General features: G+C 74.6%; 15 protein-coding genes. 6 read left to right on the forward strand and 9 right to left on the reverse strand.

Annotated features, from left to right (window positions below; genetic code table 11):
- Positions 1–117: 117 nt before the first annotated feature.
- Positions 118–864, forward strand: a complete 747-nt coding sequence (locus SZN_RS25555; RefSeq protein ID WP_007500337.1) for a DUF1775 domain-containing protein — start codon at positions 118–120, stop codon at positions 862–864.
- A gap of 104 nt (positions 865–968) precedes the next feature.
- Here SZN_RS25555 and SZN_RS25560 read toward each other — a convergent pair whose 3' ends face one another.
- From SZN_RS25560 to SZN_RS25580, 5 genes are all read right to left on the reverse strand, one after another.
- Positions 969–2,903 (reverse strand): copper resistance CopC/CopD family protein, encoded by a 1,935-nt coding sequence (locus tag SZN_RS25560; protein WP_007500339.1) that lies wholly within the window; start codon positions 2,901–2,903, stop codon positions 969–971.
- A gap of 103 nt (positions 2,904–3,006) precedes the next feature.
- The gene (locus SZN_RS25565; RefSeq protein ID WP_007500341.1) at positions 3,007–3,495 is read right to left on the reverse strand and encodes a hypothetical protein; all 489 of its coding nucleotides are present in this window, start codon (positions 3,493–3,495) and stop codon (positions 3,007–3,009) included.
- Positions 3,496–3,637: 142 nt separating this feature from the next.
- Entirely contained in the window at positions 3,638–5,110 is a 1,473-nt protein-coding gene (locus tag SZN_RS25570; RefSeq protein ID WP_007500343.1) for a SulP family inorganic anion transporter, read from the reverse strand.
- Between the two features lie 77 nt (positions 5,111–5,187).
- Positions 5,188–5,796: a carbonic anhydrase gene (locus tag SZN_RS25575; RefSeq protein WP_007500345.1), complete on the reverse strand. Its 609-nt coding sequence runs from the start codon at positions 5,794–5,796 to the stop codon at positions 5,188–5,190.
- Between the two features lie 163 nt (positions 5,797–5,959).
- Positions 5,960–6,358 carry a hypothetical protein gene (locus tag SZN_RS25580; protein ID WP_139063576.1) on the reverse strand — a complete coding sequence of 133 codons (399 nt, stop codon included), beginning with the start codon at positions 6,356–6,358 and terminating at the stop codon, positions 5,960–5,962.
- A gap of 430 nt (positions 6,359–6,788) precedes the next feature.
- On the opposite strand from SZN_RS25580, the gene SZN_RS25585 reads away from it, so the two are divergent.
- From SZN_RS25585 to SZN_RS25595, 3 genes are all read left to right on the forward strand, one after another.
- Positions 6,789–7,202, forward strand: a complete 414-nt coding sequence (locus tag SZN_RS25585) for a hypothetical protein (RefSeq protein WP_007500350.1) — start codon at positions 6,789–6,791, stop codon at positions 7,200–7,202.
- Between the two features lie 123 nt (positions 7,203–7,325).
- Positions 7,326–8,471 carry a PLP-dependent cysteine synthase family protein gene (locus tag SZN_RS25590; RefSeq protein ID WP_007500352.1) on the forward strand — a complete coding sequence of 382 codons (1,146 nt, stop codon included), beginning with the start codon at positions 7,326–7,328 and terminating at the stop codon, positions 8,469–8,471.
- Complete coding sequence (locus tag SZN_RS25595) at positions 8,468–9,727, forward strand: MFS transporter (RefSeq protein ID WP_007500354.1); 1,260 nt, start codon at positions 8,468–8,470, stop codon at positions 9,725–9,727. Before SZN_RS25590 ends, SZN_RS25595 begins: the two co-directional genes overlap by 4 nt.
- Positions 9,728–9,811: 84 nt before the next feature.
- On the opposite strand, the gene SZN_RS37730 is transcribed toward SZN_RS25595, so the two are convergent.
- Positions 9,812–10,417 (reverse strand): TetR/AcrR family transcriptional regulator, encoded by a 606-nt coding sequence (locus SZN_RS37730; RefSeq protein WP_007500356.1) that lies wholly within the window; start codon positions 10,415–10,417, stop codon positions 9,812–9,814.
- A 451-nt stretch (positions 10,418–10,868) separates the two neighbouring features.
- Between SZN_RS37730 and SZN_RS25605 the strand changes: the two genes are divergently transcribed.
- The gene (locus SZN_RS25605; RefSeq protein ID WP_007500358.1) at positions 10,869–12,473 is read left to right on the forward strand and encodes a sigma-70 family RNA polymerase sigma factor; all 1,605 of its coding nucleotides are present in this window, start codon (positions 10,869–10,871) and stop codon (positions 12,471–12,473) included.
- Positions 12,474–12,491: 18 nt separating this feature from the next.
- On the opposite strand, the gene SZN_RS25610 is transcribed toward SZN_RS25605, so the two are convergent.
- Entirely contained in the window at positions 12,492–14,936 is a 2,445-nt protein-coding gene (locus SZN_RS25610; RefSeq protein ID WP_007500360.1) for a SpoIIE family protein phosphatase, read from the reverse strand.
- Positions 14,937–15,237: 301 nt separating this feature from the next.
- Between SZN_RS25610 and SZN_RS25615 the strand changes: the two genes are divergently transcribed.
- Entirely contained in the window at positions 15,238–18,612 is a 3,375-nt protein-coding gene (locus SZN_RS25615) for a pyruvate carboxylase (protein ID WP_007500363.1), read from the forward strand.
- A gap of 51 nt (positions 18,613–18,663) precedes the next feature.
- Here the strand turns inward: SZN_RS25615 and SZN_RS25620 are convergent, their stop codons facing one another.
- Both SZN_RS25620 and SZN_RS25625 read right to left on the reverse strand, forming a co-directional pair.
- Positions 18,664–18,924 carry an EF-hand domain-containing protein gene (locus SZN_RS25620; RefSeq protein ID WP_007500365.1) on the reverse strand — a complete coding sequence of 87 codons (261 nt, stop codon included), beginning with the start codon at positions 18,922–18,924 and terminating at the stop codon, positions 18,664–18,666.
- 113 nt (positions 18,925–19,037) lie between these two features.
- Positions 19,038–20,711: an enoyl-CoA hydratase-related protein gene (locus SZN_RS25625; RefSeq protein WP_007500367.1), complete on the reverse strand. Its 1,674-nt coding sequence runs from the start codon at positions 20,709–20,711 to the stop codon at positions 19,038–19,040.
- Between the last annotated feature and the right edge of the window lie 215 nt (positions 20,712–20,926).

Here is a 20,926-nt window from a genome sequence, read left to right on the forward strand (position 1 = left end):
ACTCGAACGCGCGCTGACGCGCAGGGGGCCGCCCGGACACGGGCACGTTCCGGCCCCTCCCCTCACCCGGGTCCCGCTCCGGGCCGCCCGGTCACCGCTTCAGCAAGGAGTCCTCCTGTGGCCACGTCCCCCCGCGTTCCCGGCCGCGCCGCGCTGCGGCTCGGTGTCGCCGGCGTACTCGCCCTGCCCGCAGCCCTGGCCCTGGCCGGTCCGGCCTCCGCCCATGTGGAGGTCGAGTCCGACACCGCGCAGGCGCTCGCGGAGAACGTCACCCTCGACTTCGCCTCCGAGGCCGAGTCCGACAAGGCGGGCTTCGTCCAGATGCGCGTCGTGCTGCCCCGGGGCATCGCGCCGGCCGACGTCACGCTGGAGCAGGCGCCCAAGGGCTGGAAGCTCAAGGCCGGGGCGGACGGCTTCACGGTGGCCGGCCCCGAACTCCCCACCGGCAAGGACGCGGAGTACAAGGTCAGGGTCCGCCAGCTGCCGGACGCCAAGGAACTCGCGTTCAAGACGATCGAGACCTACAGCGACGGCAAGATCTCCCGCTGGATCGAACTCCCCACCGGCGGCGAACAACCCGAACAGCCCGCGCCGATCCTGAAGTTGAAGGCCGCGGCGCCCGGCGCCAAGCCCCTGACCCCGAACCAGGCGGCCTCCGAGCCGGCCAGTCCCCCCGCGTCCGCATCCGCCTCGGCACCGGGCGCCGGCTCCTCCGGCGACGCGGCCTCGGCGGCCGCCGACCGGAAGAACGACGACGGCGGCTCGGCCGGCCTGGTCGTCGGCGGTGTGGTCGTGGCGTTGATCGTCCTGGGCGGCGGCGCCTGGTGGCTGGCCGGGCGCCGTACGGGCGCGGCCGGCAGCTGATCGCGCGGGCGGCGACCGTCCGCACGCGCGACCGCGTCCCGCCGCCCGGGACCGCGCAGGAGTGCGGCGGCCGGACGGGGACGCGCCGTCCGGCCGCCGCACCGTCAGGGAAGCGCCTTGATGGTCACGTTCTGCGACACCGTCGTCTGGTCGACGTCGCTGACGCGGACCGTCACCCGCATCAGCCAGGTGCCGGGCACCGGCAGCCGCAGCGTGTCACCCGACCACCAGCCCTGGAGATCGGTGAGCTTCGCGTCCAGCGGGCCGATCCCCCTGGCGCGCTGGGTGAGGGTGATCCGCATCTCCGGCACGGCGCTGATCAGACCGGTGGGTCCGTAGACCACGGCCTGCACCACGTTCTCGCCGACCTGCCCGGGGGACAGGGTGACCTGGACCCGGCCGCTGCCGCCCGGGGCCCCGGTGTCGAACGGGATCACCGCCAGGGTGGTCGGGGGCTGCCGGGGGACCGCCGCGAAGGCCGCGGACTGGGCGACCGCCCGGCTGGACTGGGTCCCCGTGAGCACGGTGGTGATCGCCAGCACGATCAGGCTCAGTACGGCCTCGACCGCCACCGAGCGCCGCAGCCCGCGCCGGTGCTCCTCACGCGGCGGCCCGGACGGAACGGGCCGCGACGGCTCGTCCGGCACATCGGGGCCGCCCACGCCGGCGGGGGAGGGCGGCGGCAGCGGCGCGCTCCCGTCGTGGGCGGCGGCGGAACCGCCGCCCACGGTCTGGGTCACCGGAACCCGCCGCGGTGACTCCGCCGCCGTCCGACGCGGGGCGGCCGGCGCCGCGCGGACCAGGCGCGCGGTCCAGCGCCGGGAGAAGGCCGCGGCGGCCAGGACGAGCACCACCAGGACCACCTTCGCGCTGAGGAGCCTGCCGTACTCGGTGGAGGCGAGCGCGCCGAGCGAGCCGACCTGCCGCCAGGACTGGTACACGCCGGTCACCGTCAGCACGGCGACCGCGCCGAACGCCAGCCGGGAGAAGCGGGCGACGGCGGACGCGGGGACCTCGGGGCCCGTCCCCGTCCGGCGCAGCATCAGCACCAGGGTGAGCAGTCCGCCCAGCCATACGGTCATGGCGAGGATGTGCAGGACCGCGGCCGGGATCGCCACGGCGACCTGGGGTCCCACGGAGGCGTGTTCGGCCGCCGCCCAGGTGACCGCCAGGGCGACGGACAGCAGCACCCCCGCGATCCGCACGCCCGTGCCCGGCGGGGCGGGCTCCGCGTCGGAGCCCGCCCGGTCCGCCGGACGTCCCGCCCAGCGCGCCACCACGAGCCCCGCGGCGATGACCAGCAGCATCCGGATCAGCAGCAGGGTGCCTGCCTTGGCGCCCAGCGTGGACGCCAGCAGGGACGGGTCGAACGCGCCGAGGACACCCCGCCCGGTCTCGTACGGACCGCGCAGGAGCAGCAGCAGGAGCGCGGAGCCCGCCAGCGTGAGCCATCCGGCCAGCAGCAGCCTGCGCACCAGCCGCAGGGCGAGGGCCGCCGGCCAGCACAGCAGGACGAAGCCGGCGACGCCCACGAGCAGGGTGAGGCCCCCGTAGGCGGCGTAGCGGGACACCTGGTTGAGCAGGGAGACGACCGGGTCGGCCGAGGGGACGGACGACAGCGCCGCGGAGGTCGCGGAGGGCTTGCCGACGGAGAAGGTGAACGCCCCGGAGATGGGGTGGCCGTCGTCGGAGATGACCCGCCAGGACACCGTGTACGTGCCCTTCATCAGCTTGTCCGTCAACGCGATCCGCGCGGTGCGCTTCGAGCCGTCGCTGTGCTCGGCCCGGCCCTCGCTGACCCGGACGTTCCTCGGGGACAGCACGCGCAGGGAACTCTCGGGGAGGCCGACCGGCTGGGTGAAGGAGATGCTGACCTCCCGCGGCGCCTTCTTCACCACGGAGGTGTCGGACGGCGCGCTGCGCGTCAGCACGGCATGGGCGGAGGCGGGCCCGGCTCCGCCCAGGACGAGGGCCGCCACGGCGCCGAGCAGCGCCAGGAGGGTGAGCGGTTTCCTTGCCCGGCGCGCTGCCGAGTGCATGAGGCGGCCTCCGGAGCGGTGGGTCGTACGGGACGCTCGCCCGGGGCGCGGCGAGGACCCGGTGCGCGGCGCGTCGGGGGTGTGCGGGGGAAGCACTCGGCCGCTACGACGCGCTCGGGGCGGGGCCGAAGCCGCGCAGTTCCCGGACCGTACCGCCGAGCTTGGCCCGCAGCGGCTCCAGCAGCTTGGGCTTGGCCGCCACGACCCAGCGCGAGCCCACCAGATACCTGCCGCCGTAGGGGGTCGCGGCCTCCAGCCACGAGTCCTTGAACTTCTCCTCGGGGAAGGTGGTGATGACGAAGTCGGCCGCCTTCGTGTGGCACAGGCCCTGGCGCAGTTCCTCCGCGTCGACCCGGATCCTGGCCTTGCACCCGGTGAGCTGGGCGATCACCTCGACCTTGGCCGGTGCCACGAGCTGGGCGACCGGGGCGGACGAGAGCGACGGCCGGGTCGCCGCCTCGTCGTCCTTCCCGCCGCCGCACCCGGCGAGCAGGGGGAGGAGGGCCAGACCGGCGGCTGCTGCGACGGCACCGCGTACCGGGCGGCTGGCGGACCGGGCGTTGCGGGTGCGGCGTCGCGGTGGGTTCTGCACGGGGCCTCTTCGTATCCGGGTGATCCTGCGCTGCGGCAGACAGGGGGACGACAGGGAGTACGGGCGAAACCCGCTCGTCGTTCACCGCGGAGCCGGACGGCCCGCGGGGCGGCCGGAACGCCGCCCCGCGGGCCGTCGGGGTTCAGGCCGCCGGGGCGGTGGAGTCGGGCTCGACCGTATGGGCGTTGTGCTGGTCGGCCCAGCTCTGCAGGGCGCTCATGCAGGCGTGGTCGAGATGGCGCAGCCCCGCCAGGTTGAGGGCCACGGGCCGGTCCTGGGGCAGCCGTTCCAGGGCGTCCAGGATGCGCGGCAGGCGCAGGAAGGTCGCGTGACCGATTATCCGGACCGTCACCGGGCCGGAGCCCGGGTCGTCCACCTGGATGTGCACGTGCGAGGTGTCCCAGGCCGTCTTCATCACGGACATGACCAGGCCGATCAGGACCCCCTCGAACATGTTGGTGACCAGGATCGCCCCCGCCGTGACCAGCAGGACCACGGCCTCGCCGCGGTGTTCGCGCCACAGCGGCCGCAGCTCCTTCAGCGGCAGCAGCTTGAAGCCGGCGTGCAGCAGGACGCCCGCGAGCGCCGCGGTGGGGATCACACCGAGGGCCTGCGGCAGCAGCGCGGCGAACAGCAGCAGCCACACCCCGTGCAGGACCCGGGAGAGCTTGGTGCGGGCCCCGGCCCGCACGTTGGCCGAACTGCGCACGATCACCGCGGTCATCGGCAGCGCGCCGAGCAGCCCGCACACCGTGTTGCCCGCGCCCTGCGCCATCAGCTCCTTGTCGTAATGGGTCTTCGGCCCCCGGTGGAGCCGGTCCACCGCCGCCGCGCTGAACAGCGACTCCGCCGAGGCGATCAGGGTGAAGGCGACGACGGTGGTCAGCAGACCGATGTCGGCCAGCGCCGCGAAGTCGCCCGGCGCGGGCAGCCGTACGGCGTTGAGCAGACCGCTGACCCGGACGCGGGCGACCGGCAGGTCGAAGGCGGCCGTGGCGAGGATCGCCAGGCCGACCGCGACGAGCGGGCCGGGAAGCAGCTGCGCCCTGCCGGGCAGCCGCTTCCACAGCGCCATCACCACGACGGTGCCGGTGCCGACCCCGACCGCGGTCAGGGAGGGGCCCGACGTGAGGACGTCCACGGTCAGCCGGGGCAGACCGGTCACCTTGGCCGGTCCGCTGCCGGGCGCCTTGCGGTCGGCGAGGGCGTACAACTGGCCCGCGATCAGGACGAGTCCGATGCCGGCCAGCATCCCGTGCACCACCGACAGGGAGATCGCCCGGAACAGGCGTCCCAGTCCCAGCGCGCCCAGGGCGAGTTGGAGCACTCCGGTGGCCAGGACGATCACGCCGAGAGCGGGCAGCCCGTACTCGGTCACGGCGGTCAGCACCAGCACCGTCAGACCGGCGGCCGGGCCGCTGACCTGAAGGCTGCTGCCGGGCAGCAGTCCGGTGACGAGACCGCCCACGATGCCGGTGATCAGGCCGAGTTCGGCCGGCACACCGGAGGCGATGGCGACGCCCACGCACAGCGGCAGGGCCACCAGGAAGACGACGAGGGAGGAGGTGAAGTCCGTGCGCAGAGCGCGCCGGAGGGAGGTGAGGGGTGAGGTCATGGCGTTCTCTCTGTGGGGGAAAGGAACGTCGGGTCAGCGCGGCCGGGGGCCGGGTGGCGGAGTGTGCCGCGGCAGGTTCACAGGGGTGTGAAGGCGGTGCCGCCGGGTGCGGTGGCCAGCACCTCACCGGTCTCGACGGTGTAGTACCAGGCGTGCAGCCGCAGTCGGCCCGACGCGACGCGCCGGGCGACGAAGGGGTAGCTGCGCAGATGGCCGAGCTGGGTCAGCACATGCTGCTGGGTCGCGGCGACGGCGTCCGCGCCGAGCCCCTGGGCCTGCCAGGGCTCCTCGGCGTCGGGCCGGTAGCCGGCCCCGGTCAGCCAGCGGCGCACCAACGGCATCGTCTGGACGGTGCGTTCGCGCAGCAGCCCCTCCACGGGGCCGCAGTCCGAGTGGCCGCACACCACGATGTCGCCCACCTGGAGGGCCCGGACGGCGAACTCCAGGGACCCGGCGACCGCGCACGCGGCCTGGGCGCGATAGGGGGGAACGATGTTGCCGGCCGTGCGGATCTCGAACAGGTCGCCCGGGAGGGCTCCCGTGAACAGCGACGGGATCACCCGGGCGTCGGAGCAGGAGACGAACAGGGCCTGCGGCGGCCGGCCGCCTGCCGGCCGCGTGAACTCCTCCTGCCGGCCGGTGACGCGGGTGGGGAAAGCACGGGCGTGCTCGATGAGTGTCTGCATGAGGTGGCCTCGATGACTCTTCGTCGGGCTCTGGTCGGAAAGGGCGCGAAGAGTGCGTGCCGGGCGCTCGCGGGCACGGCTCGCCGGGCCGTGTCCGCACGGGGACGCCGGCCGGGGGCGGATGCCTGGAGGTGTCGCGGAGGGCGCGTCGGCACGCGGCCTGTCAGCAGCGGAACGTCTGCAGCGAGCAGGGTGTGGGCGCCGGTGCGGCGCCGGGGTTCCAGGCGTCTCTCGCCGTGCGGGCGTGCGGGGCGCCGGAGACGCCGGGCAGGGCCGCGACCGTGCCCACGGCGAGGGTGTCGTCGGCGACGGCGGGCGGCGGCACGGGGCTGTCCGTGCGCGGCACCAGGGCGACGGTGTCCGCCGGGGCCTCGTGGTGCTGCGGGGCACTGCCGCCGCGCACCACCGCGGGCGGCGGGGTGTGCGTCTTGCGCGTCTCGACCGCGGCGACGGACGCCTGGGCGGTCACCGGCCGCGGCGGGGCCGAGGGCTGATGCGGGGTCGCGAAGTGCAGCAGCACGGACGTGACGAGCAGGACGACCACCGCCGAGAAGCGTCGCATCACCGTCACCGTCGCACCCCCGTCCGTCCTCCCGAGCCGACTCCGGGCCGTTGTCGAAACGGTAGCGGCCCGCGCGGCGGCGACGCGCCGCACCGCGGGCGCCAGAGGGTGACGTGAACAACACCGGACTGCTCATCGTATGAGCGTTGACCAGGTTCTATGCCCCCTGCCGGAGGGAGGGAGCCAGTCGGTCGGGGGTGCCGACGAGGGGGGACGCGGTGCGGCCGAACGGGGCGAGGATTCACCCGAAAAGGTGATCGCCCGACCCCGGGGGTGCCCGCGTGTCACCCGCCGCAGGAGCGCGGGTGCCCGCCGGGCGGCCGTGAATCCGGCCTCGGCGGAGCGGGTGGGGTCCCGGTGCGCCGACCCGCCCTGACGAGAACTTTATGTAGTCACCCCATTACTGTTTGTGTTCATGAGGGCCTGGTCGGTGACACGTGACCACCGCTCCGCGTCCTGGACCGGAGCGGTGCTCGTGATGCTGCTGGCGGCCCTGATGCATGTCCTTGCCTGCTCCCACGGGCCGGCGTCCGCCGCCGCGATGGGCGCCGACACCCCACTCTCCGTGACCGCCGCCTGCGGGTCGCCGTCCGAACGGCCCGGACCGGGCGTCGACCGGCCCGCCCCGTCGGACGACAGCGACATGCACTGCCAGGGCGTGGACCAGTCGACGATGCAGCCCTCGCGCGACGTGGCGCCGACGCTGCCGGTGGTCCACGACGTCCTGCCCGCCGACCGCACCCCCATCCGGTGGCTGTCCGCGAGACCCCCCGACTCCACCCCCCTCCCGGGCCGTTCCTCCCACGGGAACGCGCGCGCGCTCATCGGCGTGTGGCGGACCTGACCGCTCCCGCGCCGCCGCTCCGCCACCGCGGCGGGCACGGCGACGCCCGACCGGCTCCGCACACCTTCCCCCTACGTACGGCCCGGCCGCCCCCGACGGCGCCGGCCGCAGGAGACGCACGCCATGAACCTGTCCACCCGTACCGCCGCCCCCGCCTGCCCGGCCCAGCTCCTGGCCGACGCCAAACGCCCGATGCACACCCCCGCCGGACTGGTGGGCGACACCCCCGTGCTGTGGATCGGCGAGCCCTTCACCGCCGCCGGGAGCGGCTTCTGGGTCAAGCTCGAAGGCCACAACCCCGGCGGCATCAAGGACCGCACCGCGCTGTACATGGTGCGCGCGGCCCGCGACCGCGGCCGGCTCCTGCCCGGCGCGCGCATCGTCGAGTCGACCTCGGGCACGCTCGGCCTCGGGCTCGCCCTGGCCGGCGCCACCTACGGGCACCCCGTCACCGTCGTCACCGACCCCGGCATGGAACCCCTCATGGTCGGGCTGCTCACGGCGTACGGCGCCGAGGTCGACATGGTCGACACGCCCCACCCCACCGGCGGCTGGCAGCAGGCGCGCCGCCGGCGCGTGGAGGAACTCCTCTCCGTCCACCCCGACGCCTGGTGCCCCGACCAGTACAACAACCCCGACAACGTCGCCGCCTACGCCCCGCTCGCGCACGAACTCGTCGCCCAGCTCGGCCGGATCGACACCCTCGTCGTCTCGGTCGGCACGGGCGGGCACTCGGCCGGCATCGCGTCCGTCCTGCGCGGCTTCTTCCCCCGCCTGCGCGTCGTCGGCGTGGACACCACCGGTTCCACGATCTTCGGCCAGCCCGCCGGACCCCGTCTGATGCGCGGCCTCGGCAGCAGCATCTACCCCCGCAACGTCGCCTACGACCTCTTCGACGAGGTCCACTGGGTGGCCGCTCCCGAATCGGTGTGGGCCGCCCGCCGACTGGCCCGCAACCACTACGCCACCGGCGGATGGAGCGTCGGCGCGGTCGCCCTGGTCGCCCGCTGGCTGGCCCGCACCCTGCCGTCGGAGGAGCGGATCGTCGCCGTCTTCCCCGACGGACCGCAGCGCTACGTCGGCACCGTCTTCGACGACTCCTACTGCCGGGAGAACGGGCTCCTCGGCCATCTGCCCGCCGACGACCCGGACGAGATCGCCCACCCGGGCCAGCGGACCGTCACCCGCTGGACCCGCTGCACCGACGTGCGCGACCCGCTCTCGGCCGCCGCCGTACAGGAGCCGGTCCTCACCGGAGCCGCCCGATGACGTCGCTGTGGCGGCAGACCCGCTCCTTCCCGCCCGCCGTACGGCTGCTGATGGCCAACCAGTTCGCCATCAACCTCGCCTTCTACATGCTGATGCCCTACCTGGCCGCCCATCTGGCGGGCGGGCTCGGCCTCGCCGCCTGGGCCGTCGGACTCGTCCTCGGCGTACGGAACTTCTCCCAGCAGGGCATGTTCCTCATCGGCGGCACCCTCGCCGACCGCTTCGGCTACAAGGCGCCCATCATGGCCGGGTGCCTGCTGCGCACGCTCGGCTTCGGTCTGCTGGGCTGGGTCGACAGCCTGCCCGCGCTCGTCGCCGCCTCCGCCGCGACGGGCTTCGCGGGAGCCCTGTTCAACCCGGCCGTGCGGGCCTACCTGGCGGCCGAGGCGGGGGAGCGCAGGGTGGACGCCTTCGCCGCCTTCAACGTCTACTACCAGGCGGGCATGCTGCTCGGCCCGCTCGTCGGACTCGCCCTGCTGGCCGCCGACTTCCGGCTCGTGTGCACGGTGGCGGCCGCCGTCTTCGCCGTGCTGACCCTGCTGCAGTGGCGCGCGCTGCCCGCCCGCCACGGCGACACGGCGGACGGCGGCCGGGCCCAGGGCGTGCTGGAGCAGTGGCGGTCCGTCGTCGCCAACCGGCCGTTCCTGCTCTTCTCGGGCGCGATGATCGGCTCCTACGTCCTCACCTTCCAGGTCTATCTCGCGCTGCCGCTGGCCGCCGCGGACGCCCTCGGGGAGAACGGCACGAAGGTCACCAGCGGCCTGTTCGTCGTCTCCGCCGCGGTCGCCGTCGTCGGCCAACTGCGCCTGACGGGCTGGGCGAAGAAGCACTGGCAGCCCAGTGAGGCACTGGTGTGGGGGCTCGCGGCGATGGGGCTGGCGTTCCTGCCGCTGGCGCTCGCCCCCGCCGGCTCACCGGTGGCGGTGCTCGCCTCACTGGTCGCCGCCGTGGTGCTGCTCGCGGCGGGCTCCGCGGTGGTCTACCCGTTCGAGATGGACACCGTGGTGGCCCTGTCCGGCAACCGCCTGGTCGCGACCCACTACGGCCTCTACAACACCGTCTCCGGCATGGGCATCACGCTGGGCAACCTCGGCACGGGCGCCCTGTGGGACTTCGCGCAGCGCCGCGACGCGCTCTGGCTGACCTGGGCCGCCCTCACCGTCACCGGGCTGGCCTGCGCGGCCTCGGTCGCGGCCCTCGCGCGCAGCGGACGGCTGGCGGCGCAGCCCGCGCCGTCCCGGCCCGTCGCGGTGTAGGGGACGCGACCGCGTCCCGCGCGAACCGGCCGCGCCGGGGAAGGGTGCCGGCATCGGGGCGGCACCCTCCCCGGCGCGGCCCCGTCAGTCCCGCTCGCCCGCCCGTGTCCCCCGGATCAGGATCTCCGCGGACTCCCGCAGGGCGCTCTCCAGGTCGAACGGGTCCACCGACAGCGTCCAGCGCAGCATCAGGCCGTCGATCAGCGAGGCGAACGCGAGCGCGGCGGCGCGGGCGGCGGACGAGTCCCCGCCCGTGCCGGTGATCTCGCCGAGCAGGGCCGCGATCTGCTCCACGAAGTACTCGTGGTGGGAGTCGAAGCAGCCGCGGATGTCGGGGATCGTCCGGGCCAGCGCGAGCAGTTCCAGGGCCAGCGAGGCCCGTTCGGGGTTCTTGGTGAGATCACCGCTGAAGGCCCGCACGAGCACCTGGAGCCGGTCCGCCGCCGGAGCCCCGCTCGCCATGACCGCCCGCATCGCCTCGGCCTCGTGGCTGAGCATCTGGTGGACCAGGCCGGTGGCCAGTTCCTCCTTGCTCTTGAAGTACCAGTACAGCGCGCCCTTGCTCAGGCCCGAGGCCCTCACGATGTCGTCCATGCGCGCGTTGTGGTACCCCTGGCGCGCGAAGACCCCGGCCGCGGCCTCGAAGATCTGGGCCCTGCGGGCTGTGGCGCGGTCCGCCTCGACTGCCATGAGCGTCCTGTTCTCCCTGATCCACCGCGCCCGCACCGCCGACGGGGCGGGCGCCGGGATCGCTTTCCCATGGTCGAAAATAACACCCGACCGGCCGGTCGGTCGACGTAGCCGTGCAGGCGGACGTCCTCGCCCCCTCCGAACCCGGCCGCCTGCACGGGGACTTCGCGGCGGCCGCCGGGGACCCGGGCCGGCCCGAGGAGGCCGCCCGTCCCCGCGGAGGTACCGGGCCGAGCGGTCCATTCACGGCATTCCACGACGTTCCCCCGTACTCGGCACCCGATGTGACGTCCCCCATTGCGCGCCCGCCCCCGGGTCGTGAGTCTCTCGGGGAACACGCGTCCGAAGAAAGCTCCCGAGAACGCTCCGGAGAACCGTTATCCACGGCCCGCCGGGCGATCTCCCAGGTATCGGACAGCAGCGTTCGGCGTCGAGGACAGGGAAGTTTGTGATGAGTACAGAGCGCACGAGGGAACCGGCGGACCTGGTCGCCGCCGCTCGCGGCGGCGACCCGCAGGCCCGGGAAGCCCTGGTCGGCGCCTACCTCCCGCTGGTGTACAACGTCGTGGGGCGGGCGCTGAACGGTTCCGTCGACGTCGACGACGTGGTGCAGGAGACCATGCTCCGCGCCCTCGACGCCCTCGGCGGACTGCGCGATCCGGGGAACTTCCGCTCCTGGCTCGTGGCGATCGCCATGAACCAGGTCCGGGCGCACTGGCACGCCCGGCGGTCCGCCCCGGGCGGCGTCGAGGAGGCCGGGGAACTCGCCGACCCGGGCGCCGACTTCGTGGACCTGACCATGGTGCGGCTGCAGTTGTCGGGGCAGCGCCAGGAGACCGCGCGGGGCACACGCTGGCTGGAACCCGACGACCGGGCGCTGCTGTCGCTGTGGTGGCTGGAGTGCGCCGGTGAACTGACCCGCGCCGAGGTCGCCGTGGCCCTCGAACTCTCCCCGCAGCACACGGCCGTACGGGTGCAGCGGATGAAGGCGCAGCTGGAAGCGGCCCGGGTGGTGGTGCGCGCGCTCGACGCACGGCCCCGCTGCGAGGAGTTGCAGGGGCTCCTCGCCTCCTGGGACCACCGCCCCTCCGCGCTGTGGCGCAAGCGAATAGCCCGGCACGCCCGTGGATGCGCGCGGTGTTCCGGCCTGTGGAGCGGGCTGATGCCCGCCGAGGGACTGCTGGCCGGACTCGCGCTGGTCGCGGCGACGCCCGCGCTGCTGGACCGGGTGCTGTCCGCCGGCGGAACGGCCCCCGCCGGATCGGCCACCGCCGTCTCCGCCCACGGCGCGGGCGTCGCACGGGGCCGGACCCTCTCCCGCGGCGAGGCCCGGCGCCGACGGCGCGTCAGACGGCGCGCCGTGGCGGGCGCCGTCGCCGCGGCCGTCGTCGCGGGCGGCGGCGTGTGGTACTTCGGCGCGGGACCCGGCACCGGCGACGAGGAGCCGGCCGCCGCGCGGTCCGCGAACGCGCCCGTCGCCGACCTCGCTGAGTCCCGGACGCCCGAAGCCTCCCCCGCGTCCTCCGCCCCGGCGTCGCCGTCCGCCTCGCCGTCCAGGAAGCCGACCCCCTCGACGAGTCCGAAGGCGACGAAGAAGGCTGCCCCGACCAAGCGGCCCACACCCCGCCCCACCCGGACCGCGACCGCCCCTCCCCCGGCGCAGCCGGTCCCCTCCGGCACCGCGGGGCAGGTCGTCGCGCTGATGAACAAGGAGCGGGCCGCCGCCGGCTGCGGGGCGCTGGACGAGAACCCGCAGCTGAACAAGGCCGCCCAGGGCCACTCCGACGACATGGCCGCCCGCAACTTCTTCGAGCACACCAACCCCGACGGCGCCGACCCCGGCCGGCGCATCACCGCCGCCGGCTACCGCTGGTCCTCCTACGCGGAGAACATCGCCAAGGGCCAGCCGACCCCGCAGGCCGTCATGGACTCCTGGATGAACAGCCCCGGCCACCGGGCCAACATCCTCAACTGCTCGTTCAAGGACATCGGGATCGGCTTCAACGACGGCCCCGGCGGCCCCTACTGGACGCAGAACTTCGGCACCGCCCTGTGAGGCGGGGCGGGCCGGCCGTCAGGGGGCCACGCCCTCCTGAGCCGCCGTCAGCGGCTGCTCGGACCAGATCGTCTTGCTGTTGGAGCCGTAGCGGGTGCCCCACCGCTCCGACAGCTGGGCCACCAGGAACAGGCCCCGCCCGCCCTCGTCGGTGCTGCCGGCCTGGCGCAGATGGGGCGAGGTGCTGCTGGTGTCGGAGACCTCGCAGATCAGATGGCCGTCGCGGATGAGCCGCAGCAGGACCGGACCGCCCGCGTACCGGTAGGCGTTGGTGACCAGCTCACTGACGATCAGCTCGGTGGTGAACGCCAGCTCCTCCAGCCCCCACCGCGCCAGCCGCTCCCGCACCAGCGACCGGGCGAGACCGGCGGCGGTCGGCTCGGCCGACAGGTCCCAGGAGGCCACGCTCCCCGGCCCCAGCACCCGGGTGCGGCCCAGCAGCAGCGTGATGTCGTCCGCGGGCCGCCCCGGCAGCATCGCGTCCTCCACCGCCTTGCAGACGTGCTCCAGCGACGGGCCCGGCCCCGCGAGCGTGGCGCGCAGCAGAGCCAGACCCTGGTCGACGTCGCGGCCCCCGGCCAGCAGCAGACCGTCGCTGTACAGCGCGATCAGGCTCCCCTCGGCCAGCTCCGCGCCGGCCGTCTCGAACGGCAGCCCGCCCACGCCCAGCGGCGGCCCCGCGGGCACGTCGAGCGGGCGCACCCGGCCGTCCGGCCCCAGCACGGTCGGCGGCGGGTGACCCGCGCGGGCCATGGCGCAGATCCCCGACACCGGGTCGTAGATCGCGTACAGACAGGTCGCGCCCACGATCTGCGGCATGTTCTCGCTCTGCTGCTGCTCGGTGGCCAGCTGGTCCACCAGGTCGTCGAGCCGCGCGAGGACCTCGTCCGGCGCGAGGTCGAGATGCGCGAGGGTGCGCACCGCGGCGCGCAGGCGGCCCATCGTGGCCGAGGCGTGCATGCCGTGCCCCACCACGTCGCCGACGACCAGCGCCACCCGCAGCCCCGACAGCGGGATCACGTCGAACCAGTCGCCGCCGACCCCGGTGGACGCCCGCGCGGGCAGATAGCGGTACGCCGTCCCGACCGCCGGGTGCTCGGGCACCTCGCCGGGCAGCAGGCTGCGCTGCAGCGCCTCGGCGGCGTTGTGCTGCTGGGTGTAGCGGCGGGCGTTGTCGATGCAGACCGCGGCCCGCCCCGCGAACTCCTCCGCCAGCCGCAGATCGTCCGCCTCGAACGGCTCGGGCCGCTGCGAGCGCCACAGGCACACCAGCCCGAGGACGACGCCGCGCGCGGCCAGCGGCACCGCGATCAGCGAGTGCACCCCCAGCGCGAGCGCCCGCTCCGCCCGTTCCGGCTCGCTGGCGAACCAGCCGGAGCCCGCCTCCAGCGCGGGCAGCAGCACCGGACGCCGCTCCGCGAGACAGCGGGCCGGGGCCGTGTCGTCGGGGAAGAAGAACAGATGGCCCTCGGGGTACATCACCTTCAGCCCCTCGGGCCGGGAGGCGCGCACGGCCGTCCGGCGCAGCGGCCCCATCGAGCGGGGCTCGGGCTCCTCCCCGCGCGTCACCGGCTCCAGCAGATCCACCGACACGGCGTCGGCGATGGCGGGCACCGCCGCGTCCGCCAGCTCCCGCGTGGTCCGCGCGACGTCCAGGGTGCTGCCGATCCTCGCCCCCGCCTCGTTGAGCAGCGCCAGGCGACGGCGCGCGTGATGGCGGTCGGTGACGTCCTCGACGATCTCGGTGACCCCCAGCACCCTCCCCGACGGGTCCTGCATCCGGAACGCCGAGATGGAGATGACCAGCTCCCTGAGCGGGTCGTGCAGCAGCCGGCAGCGCTGCTCGGCGAAGATCACGGGCCGTCCCGTCTCCAGCACCGACCGGAGCTTGTCCTCCACCCAGTCCGCGTCCGGGCCGAGCAGGTACTCCGCGACCCGCCGCCCCCGGTACGCCTCGGCCGGCAGCTGCCCGAACCGCGCGATCGCCCGGTTCACCCGCAGGACGCGAAGGTCGGGGCCGAGCACGGCGACACCGATCGGGGAGCGCAGGAAGAAGCCGTCCAGCACCGCCCGGTCGACCTCCCACTGCGTGATGTCCTCGGCGAGCGAACCGACCAGCAGCCACTCGTACGTGGAGTCCAGCCGCCGCACCCGGCGGGCCCGGAAGCCCACGAAGACGCGGCGTCCGCAGCGGTGCAGCACCGGCAGCAGACCGAACCACCCCTGCTCGGCGAGACAGGCGGCGGTCGCCTCGGCGACGACGGCGAGGTCGCCGGGGTCGATCAGCACCTCGCCGGCCGGCCGGCCCAGCACCTCCTCGGGCCGGTGCCCGAGGAGCATGGCGGCCTGCTCGCTCCACCCGACGATCCGTCCGCGACCGTCCAGCACCGCCGCGGCGGACCGGCGGACCGAGAACGGATCGTCCGGGCTCTCGCTGAGCGACATCGGGGATGTGTCGTGCATCGTCCTCCCCTCTCGCCCTCTCGCGCCGTTCGCCGCGCCCGCGGTGCGCGCCCCGGGCGCCGCTGCCGTTCCTTTTGCCTTGTTGTGCAGCGTTCCCTCCCAGTATCGGGTGTGCGGTCCCCGAGTGCGTCGCCGCCGCCCGCCCGGGTCGGTCGGTCGGGTGACGCGGCCCCGTGGGCCCGGGGCGCGCGGGGGTACTCCGGCCGCTCCCGGAACCGGCCCTCAGTGGCCCGGCTCACATGGCGTGCGGACCGGCGCGCCGACACCATGGGTGCTCAGTCACCGGCTGAAGGGATCAAGAATGTTCCGCAAGGTGCTGGTCGCCAACCGCGGAGAGATCGCGATTCGCGCGTTCCGCGCCGGCTACGAGCTGGGCGCGCGCACGGTCGCCGTCTTCCCGCACGAGGACCGCAACTCCCTGCACCGGCTGAAGGCCGACGAGGCCTACGAGATAGGACAGCCCGGACATCCGGTGCGCGCCTACCTCTCCGTGGAGGAGATCGTCCGCGCCGCGCGCCGCGCCGGAGCGGACGCCGTGTACCCCGGATACGGCTTCCTGTCCGAGAACCCCGACCTCGCGCGGGCCTGCGAGGAAGCGGGCATCACGTTCGTCGGGCCGAGCGCGGACATCCTGGAGCTCACCGGGAACAAGGCCCGCGCGGTCGCCGCCGCCCGCGAGGCCGGCGTGCCGGTGCTGGGCTCCTCGGCGCCCTCCACCGACGCGGACGAGCTGGTCGGGGCCGCCGCGGACATCGGCTTCCCCGTGTTCGTCAAGGCCGTCGCGGGCGGCGGCGGCCGGGGCATGCGCCGCGTCGAGGACCCCGCCCGGCTGCGCGAGGCCATCGAGGCGGCGTCCCGGGAGGCCGCCTCCGCCTTCGGCGACCCGACCGTCTTCCTGGAGAAGGCCGTCGTGGAGCCCCGCCACATCGAGGTGCAGATCCTCGCCGACGGACAGGGCGACGTCATCCACCTCTACGAGCGGGACTGCTCGCTGCAGCGCCGCCACCAGAAGGTCGTCGAACTCGCCCCCGCCCCGAACCTCGACCCGCAGCTGCGCGACCGGATCTGCGCCGACGCCGTCCGCTTCGCCCGCCGGATCGGCTACCGCAACGCGGGCACCGTGGAGTTCCTGCTCGACCGCGAAGGCCACCACGTCTTCATCGAGATGAACCCCCGCATCCAGGTCGAGCACACGGTGACCGAGGAGGTCACCGACGTCGACCTCGTCCAGTCGCAGCTGCGGATCGCGGCCGGTGAGACCCTGGCCGACCTCGGCCTCGCCCAGGACACCGTCACCCTGCGCGGCGCCGCGCTCCAGTGCCGCATCACCACCGAGGACCCCGCCAACGGCTTCCGCCCGGACACCGGCCGCATCAGCGCCTACCGCTCACCGGGCGGCTCGGGCATCCGCCTCGACGGCGGAACCACCCACGCCGGTACGGAGATCAGCGCGCACTTCGACTCCATGCTGGTCAAACTCACCTGCCGGGGCCGCGACTTCAGCACCGCCGTGGGCCGGGCCCGGCGCGCCGTCGCCGAGTTCCGCATCCGCGGCGTGGCCACCAACATCCCCTTCCTCCAAGCGGTCCTGGACGACCCCGACTTCCGGGCCGGCCGCGTCACCACGTCGTTCATCGAGCAGCGCCCGCACCTGCTCACCGCCCGGCACTCCGCCGACCGCGGCACCAAGCTGCTGACCTACCTCGCCGACGTCACCGTGAACAAGCCGCACGGCGAACGGCCCGAACTGCTCGACCCGTTGACGAAACTTCCCCTGCTCCCGGCCGGGGAGCCGCCCGCCGGTTCCCGCCGGCGGCTCGCCGAACTCGGCCCGCAGGGCTTCGCGTCCTGGCTGCGCGCCTCACCCACCATCGGCGTCACCGACACCACCTTCCGCGACGCCCACCAGTCGCTCCTCGCCACCCGGGTGCGCACCAAGGACATGCTCGCCGTCGCCCCCCTGGTGGCGCGCACCCTGCCGCAGCTGCTGTCCCTGGAGTGCTGGGGCGGAGCGACGTACGACGTCGCCCTGCGCTTCCTCGCCGAGGACCCCTGGGAGCGGCTGGCGGCCCTGCGCGAGGCCGTCCCCAACATCTGCCTGCAGATGCTGCTGCGCGGCCGCAACACCGTGGGCTACACCCCGTATCCCACCGAGGTCACCGACGCCTTCGTGCAGGAGGCCGCCGCCACCGGCATCGACATCTTCCGCATCTTCGACGCCCTCAACGACGTCGGCCAGATGCGCCCCGCCATCGAGGCCGTACGGGAGACCGGTACCGCCGTCGCCGAGGTGGCCCTGTGCTACACCTCCGACCTGTCCGACCCGGCCGAGAAGCTCTACACGCTGGACTACTACCTGCGCCTCGCGGAGCAGATCGTGGCCGCGGGCGCCCATGTGCTGGCCGTCAAGGACATGGCGGGCCTGCTGCGCGCACCGGCCGCGGCCACCCTGGTGGCCGCGCTGCGCCGGGAGTTCGACCTGCCCGTGCACATCCACACCCACGACACCGCGGGCGGCCAGCTCGCCACCTACCTCGCCGCGATCCAGGCCGGCGCCGACGCGGTCGACGGGGCCGTGGCGTCCATGGCGGGCACGACCTCGCAGCCGTCGCTGTCGGCGATCGTCGCCGCCACGGACCACTCCGAGCGGCCCACCGGCCTCGACCTCCAGGCCGTCGGCGACCTGGAGCCGTACTGGGAGGGCGTCCGCAAGGTCTACGCCCCCTTCGAGGCCGGGCTCGCCGCGCCGACCGGCCGCGTCTACCACCACGAGATCCCCGGCGGCCAGCTCTCCAACCTGCGCACCCAGGCCGTCGCGCTGGGGCTGGGCGACCGCTTCGAGGAGATCGAGGCCATGTACGGCGCCGCCGACCGGATGCTGGGCCGCCTGGTGAAGGTCACGCCCTCCTCCAAGGTCGTCGGCGACCTCGCCCTGCACCTGGTGGGAGCCGGAGTGTCCCCGGCCGACTTCGAGGCGGCGCCGGACCGCTTCGACATCCCCGACTCCGTCGTCGGCTTCCTCCGCGGTGAGCTGGGCACCCCGCCCGGCGGCTGGCCCGAGCCGTTCCGCAGCAAGGCCCTGACCGGCCGCGCCGGCGCCAAGCCCGTGCCCGGACTCGGCGCGGACGACCGCGAGGGACTGGCGAAGGACCGGCGGGCCACGCTCAACCGGCTGCTCTTCCCCGGGCCCACCCGCGCGTTCGACACGCACCGCGACACCTTCGGCGACACCAGCGTGCTGGACAGCAAGGACTTCTTCTACGGGCTGCGTCCGGGCAAGGAGTACGCCGTCGACCTGGAACGCGGGGTGCGGCTGCTGATCGAGCTGCAGGCGGTCGGCGACGCGGACGAGCGCGGCCTGCGGACCGTGATGTCGACCCTGAACGGCCAGCTGCGGCCGATCCAGGTGCGCGACCGCGGCGCGGCCACCGACGCGCCCGTCACCGAGAAGGCCGACCGGTCCCACCCCGGCCATGTCGCGGCGCCGTTCGCCGGCGTGGTGACCCTCACGGTGGCCGAGGGCGACACGGTGGAGGCCGGGGCCACGGTGGCCACCATCGAGGCGATGAAGATGGAGGCGTCGATCACCGCCGCGAAGTCCGGCACGGTGACCCGGCTGGCCATCAACCGCGTCCAGCAGGTCGAGGGGGGCGACCTCCTGGTGGAACTCGCCTGACCCCCCGGACCCCGGGCGCCGTCCGGTCCCCTCGCGGGAGCCGGACGGCGCTCAGCGGTCCCGCCAGCCGAACCGGCGGTCCACGACCGCCTCGAACTCCTCCGGGGTGAGCACGTCGTCGCCGTTCTGGTCGGCGGCGTCGAACAGCGCCGAGGAGGCGTCGTCGTCACCCAGGCCCCACAGCGGGAGGTCTCCCGCGGCGACCAGCGAGGGCCCCTTCGTGCGCAGCGCGACGATGACCTCGGTACGGGTCAGGGTCCCGTCGGAGTCGAGGTCCAGCGCCTCGAAGAGTCTGCGCGCCTTGTCGCTCATCGTGTCGTCCTCGCTCCTCGCGCGGCGGGCCGTCCGATCCCTCCGCCCCCGCAGGAAGACGCCCCGCGCGCCGCTCCGGTTGCCTCCCGCGACCGGCGGCCCCCCGCCCCGGGTCAGACCGGCTGCTTGCGGACGAAGGCCGAGCGCAGCGCGTGGTACGGGGCCCGCGGATCGAAGAAGATCGCCCGCATCCGGGCGAGTTCGTCCCGCCGGTACTCCGCCAGCGGCCGCCGCTTCTCGTCCGTGTGGCGCGCCGCCGGCTTCGCGTCGATGCGCCGCCCGAGGTCGGGGTCGGCGGCCAGCGCGGCGGCCAGATGCCCGACCTCGGCCGTGAACTCGTGCGGCGGCACCGTCACCACGCGGTCCACCAGCCCGATCCGCGCCGCGGTCGCCGCGCTCACCGGCACCGCCTCGGTGGTCAGCCGGTGCGCGGTCTCCGTGCCCACCCGGCGCGGCAGCGTGTACGTCCAGAACTCCGACCCGTACAGGCCCATCCGGCGGTGGTGCGGGTTGAGGACGGCGCCCGCCCGGCACCACACCTCGTCGGCGGCCAGGGCGAGCATCGCGCCGCCCGCCGACGCGTTGCCGCCGAGCGCCGCCACCACCAGGCGGTCGGTGGTCCGCAGCACCGCCTCGACCAGGTCGTCCAGGGCGTTGACGTTGGCCCAGGACTCGCCCGCGCGGTCGGCGGCCGCCTCGATGACGTTCAGATGCATCCCGTTGGAGAAGAAGTCCCGCGCGCCGCCCAGCACCAGCACCCGGGTGGGCCGGGTCAGCGCGTACCGGTAGGCGGCCAGCAGCCGGCGGCAGTGCTCGGTGCTCATCGCCCCGCCGGGGAACGAGAACCGCAGGAACCCGATGCCGCCCTCCTGGCGGTAGCGGATGTCGGTCCAGGTGCTGCGGTCGGCGGGCAGTTCGAGGGGGGCGGCGATCTCCGGGAGCCGCGGCTCGGCCGGCCGCTGGAAGGAGTCCAGCACCGAGGCCGCCGGGCGGCGGAACGGCGCCGGGTCGCCCGAGCCGACGCGGGGCCGCAGCTCGGGGATCCACACGGCGCCGTCCACGGTCGCCCGGCAGACGGCGCCGGCGCGTGTCGCGATCAGCTCGCCGGGGTAGCCGCGCAGCCGGTCCTCGGGGTGCCCGCCGTGCAGGAACAGCTCCCGCCCGAGGAGTTCGTCGAGCACGCCCGGCTGGGAGTCGGCGGCGCGCAGCTTGCGCAGCACCGTACGTGTCGTGTCCTTCTCCCAGTCGATCCGCCGCTGCTCCTGGCGGAAGGCGTCCCGCCACACCACGCGGGCGGTGGCGTCGGTCTGGGCCTGCGGCTTGAACGTTCCTTCGGCGAACCGCCGCACCGCCTCCTGCACGGCGGCCGCTGCGGCGTCACAGACCTCGCCCCGGTACAGATCGCTCTTGCCCACCGCCGGCACCGGGAAGGTATGGGCGGCCCACACAGCGCCACAGCCCATGGAGGCTTCGGCCTGGAGCACGCTCACCCCCCAGTGGGACACCTCGTCGGTGATCGCCCAGTCCAGGGACGACGGCCCGCGGTCGCCCGGCGGCCCCGGATGCACCACCAGACACGTGTGCTCACGCCACACCTCCTCCGGCAGTGCCGTCCGCAGCAGGGGAGCCACGATCAGCTCCGGGCGGGCCGCGCGTACCGCGTCCCGGACCGCGTCGGCGCCCCGGTCGGCGAGCACGACGCCCACCCGGTGCCCCTGGTCCGACAGGTCCGCGTACACGCGCTGCGAGAGGCTGTTGAACGCGCTGGCGACGAGCAAGATCTCCATGACCGGGCATGTTCGTCGCTTTATGTGAATGCGCGAAGGACCACGGCGGCGTTTCGCCGCCCCCCGCCGGACGCTTGCTCCATACGGCTCGTTTTCGTCACCGTGCCCCGTGCGGGAGCCGCGCCGCCGCGGGACGCCGGACGCGGGTGCCGCGGCGTGACCGGGTCCGGCCCGCCGCGCCCGCGGCACCGCCCGCGCCGGACCGCGCAGCGCGC

Origin of the sequence: Streptomyces zinciresistens K42 (genome assembly GCF_000225525.1) — a bacterium.
Classification (GTDB): domain Bacteria; phylum Actinomycetota; class Actinomycetes; order Streptomycetales; family Streptomycetaceae; genus Streptomyces; species Streptomyces zinciresistens.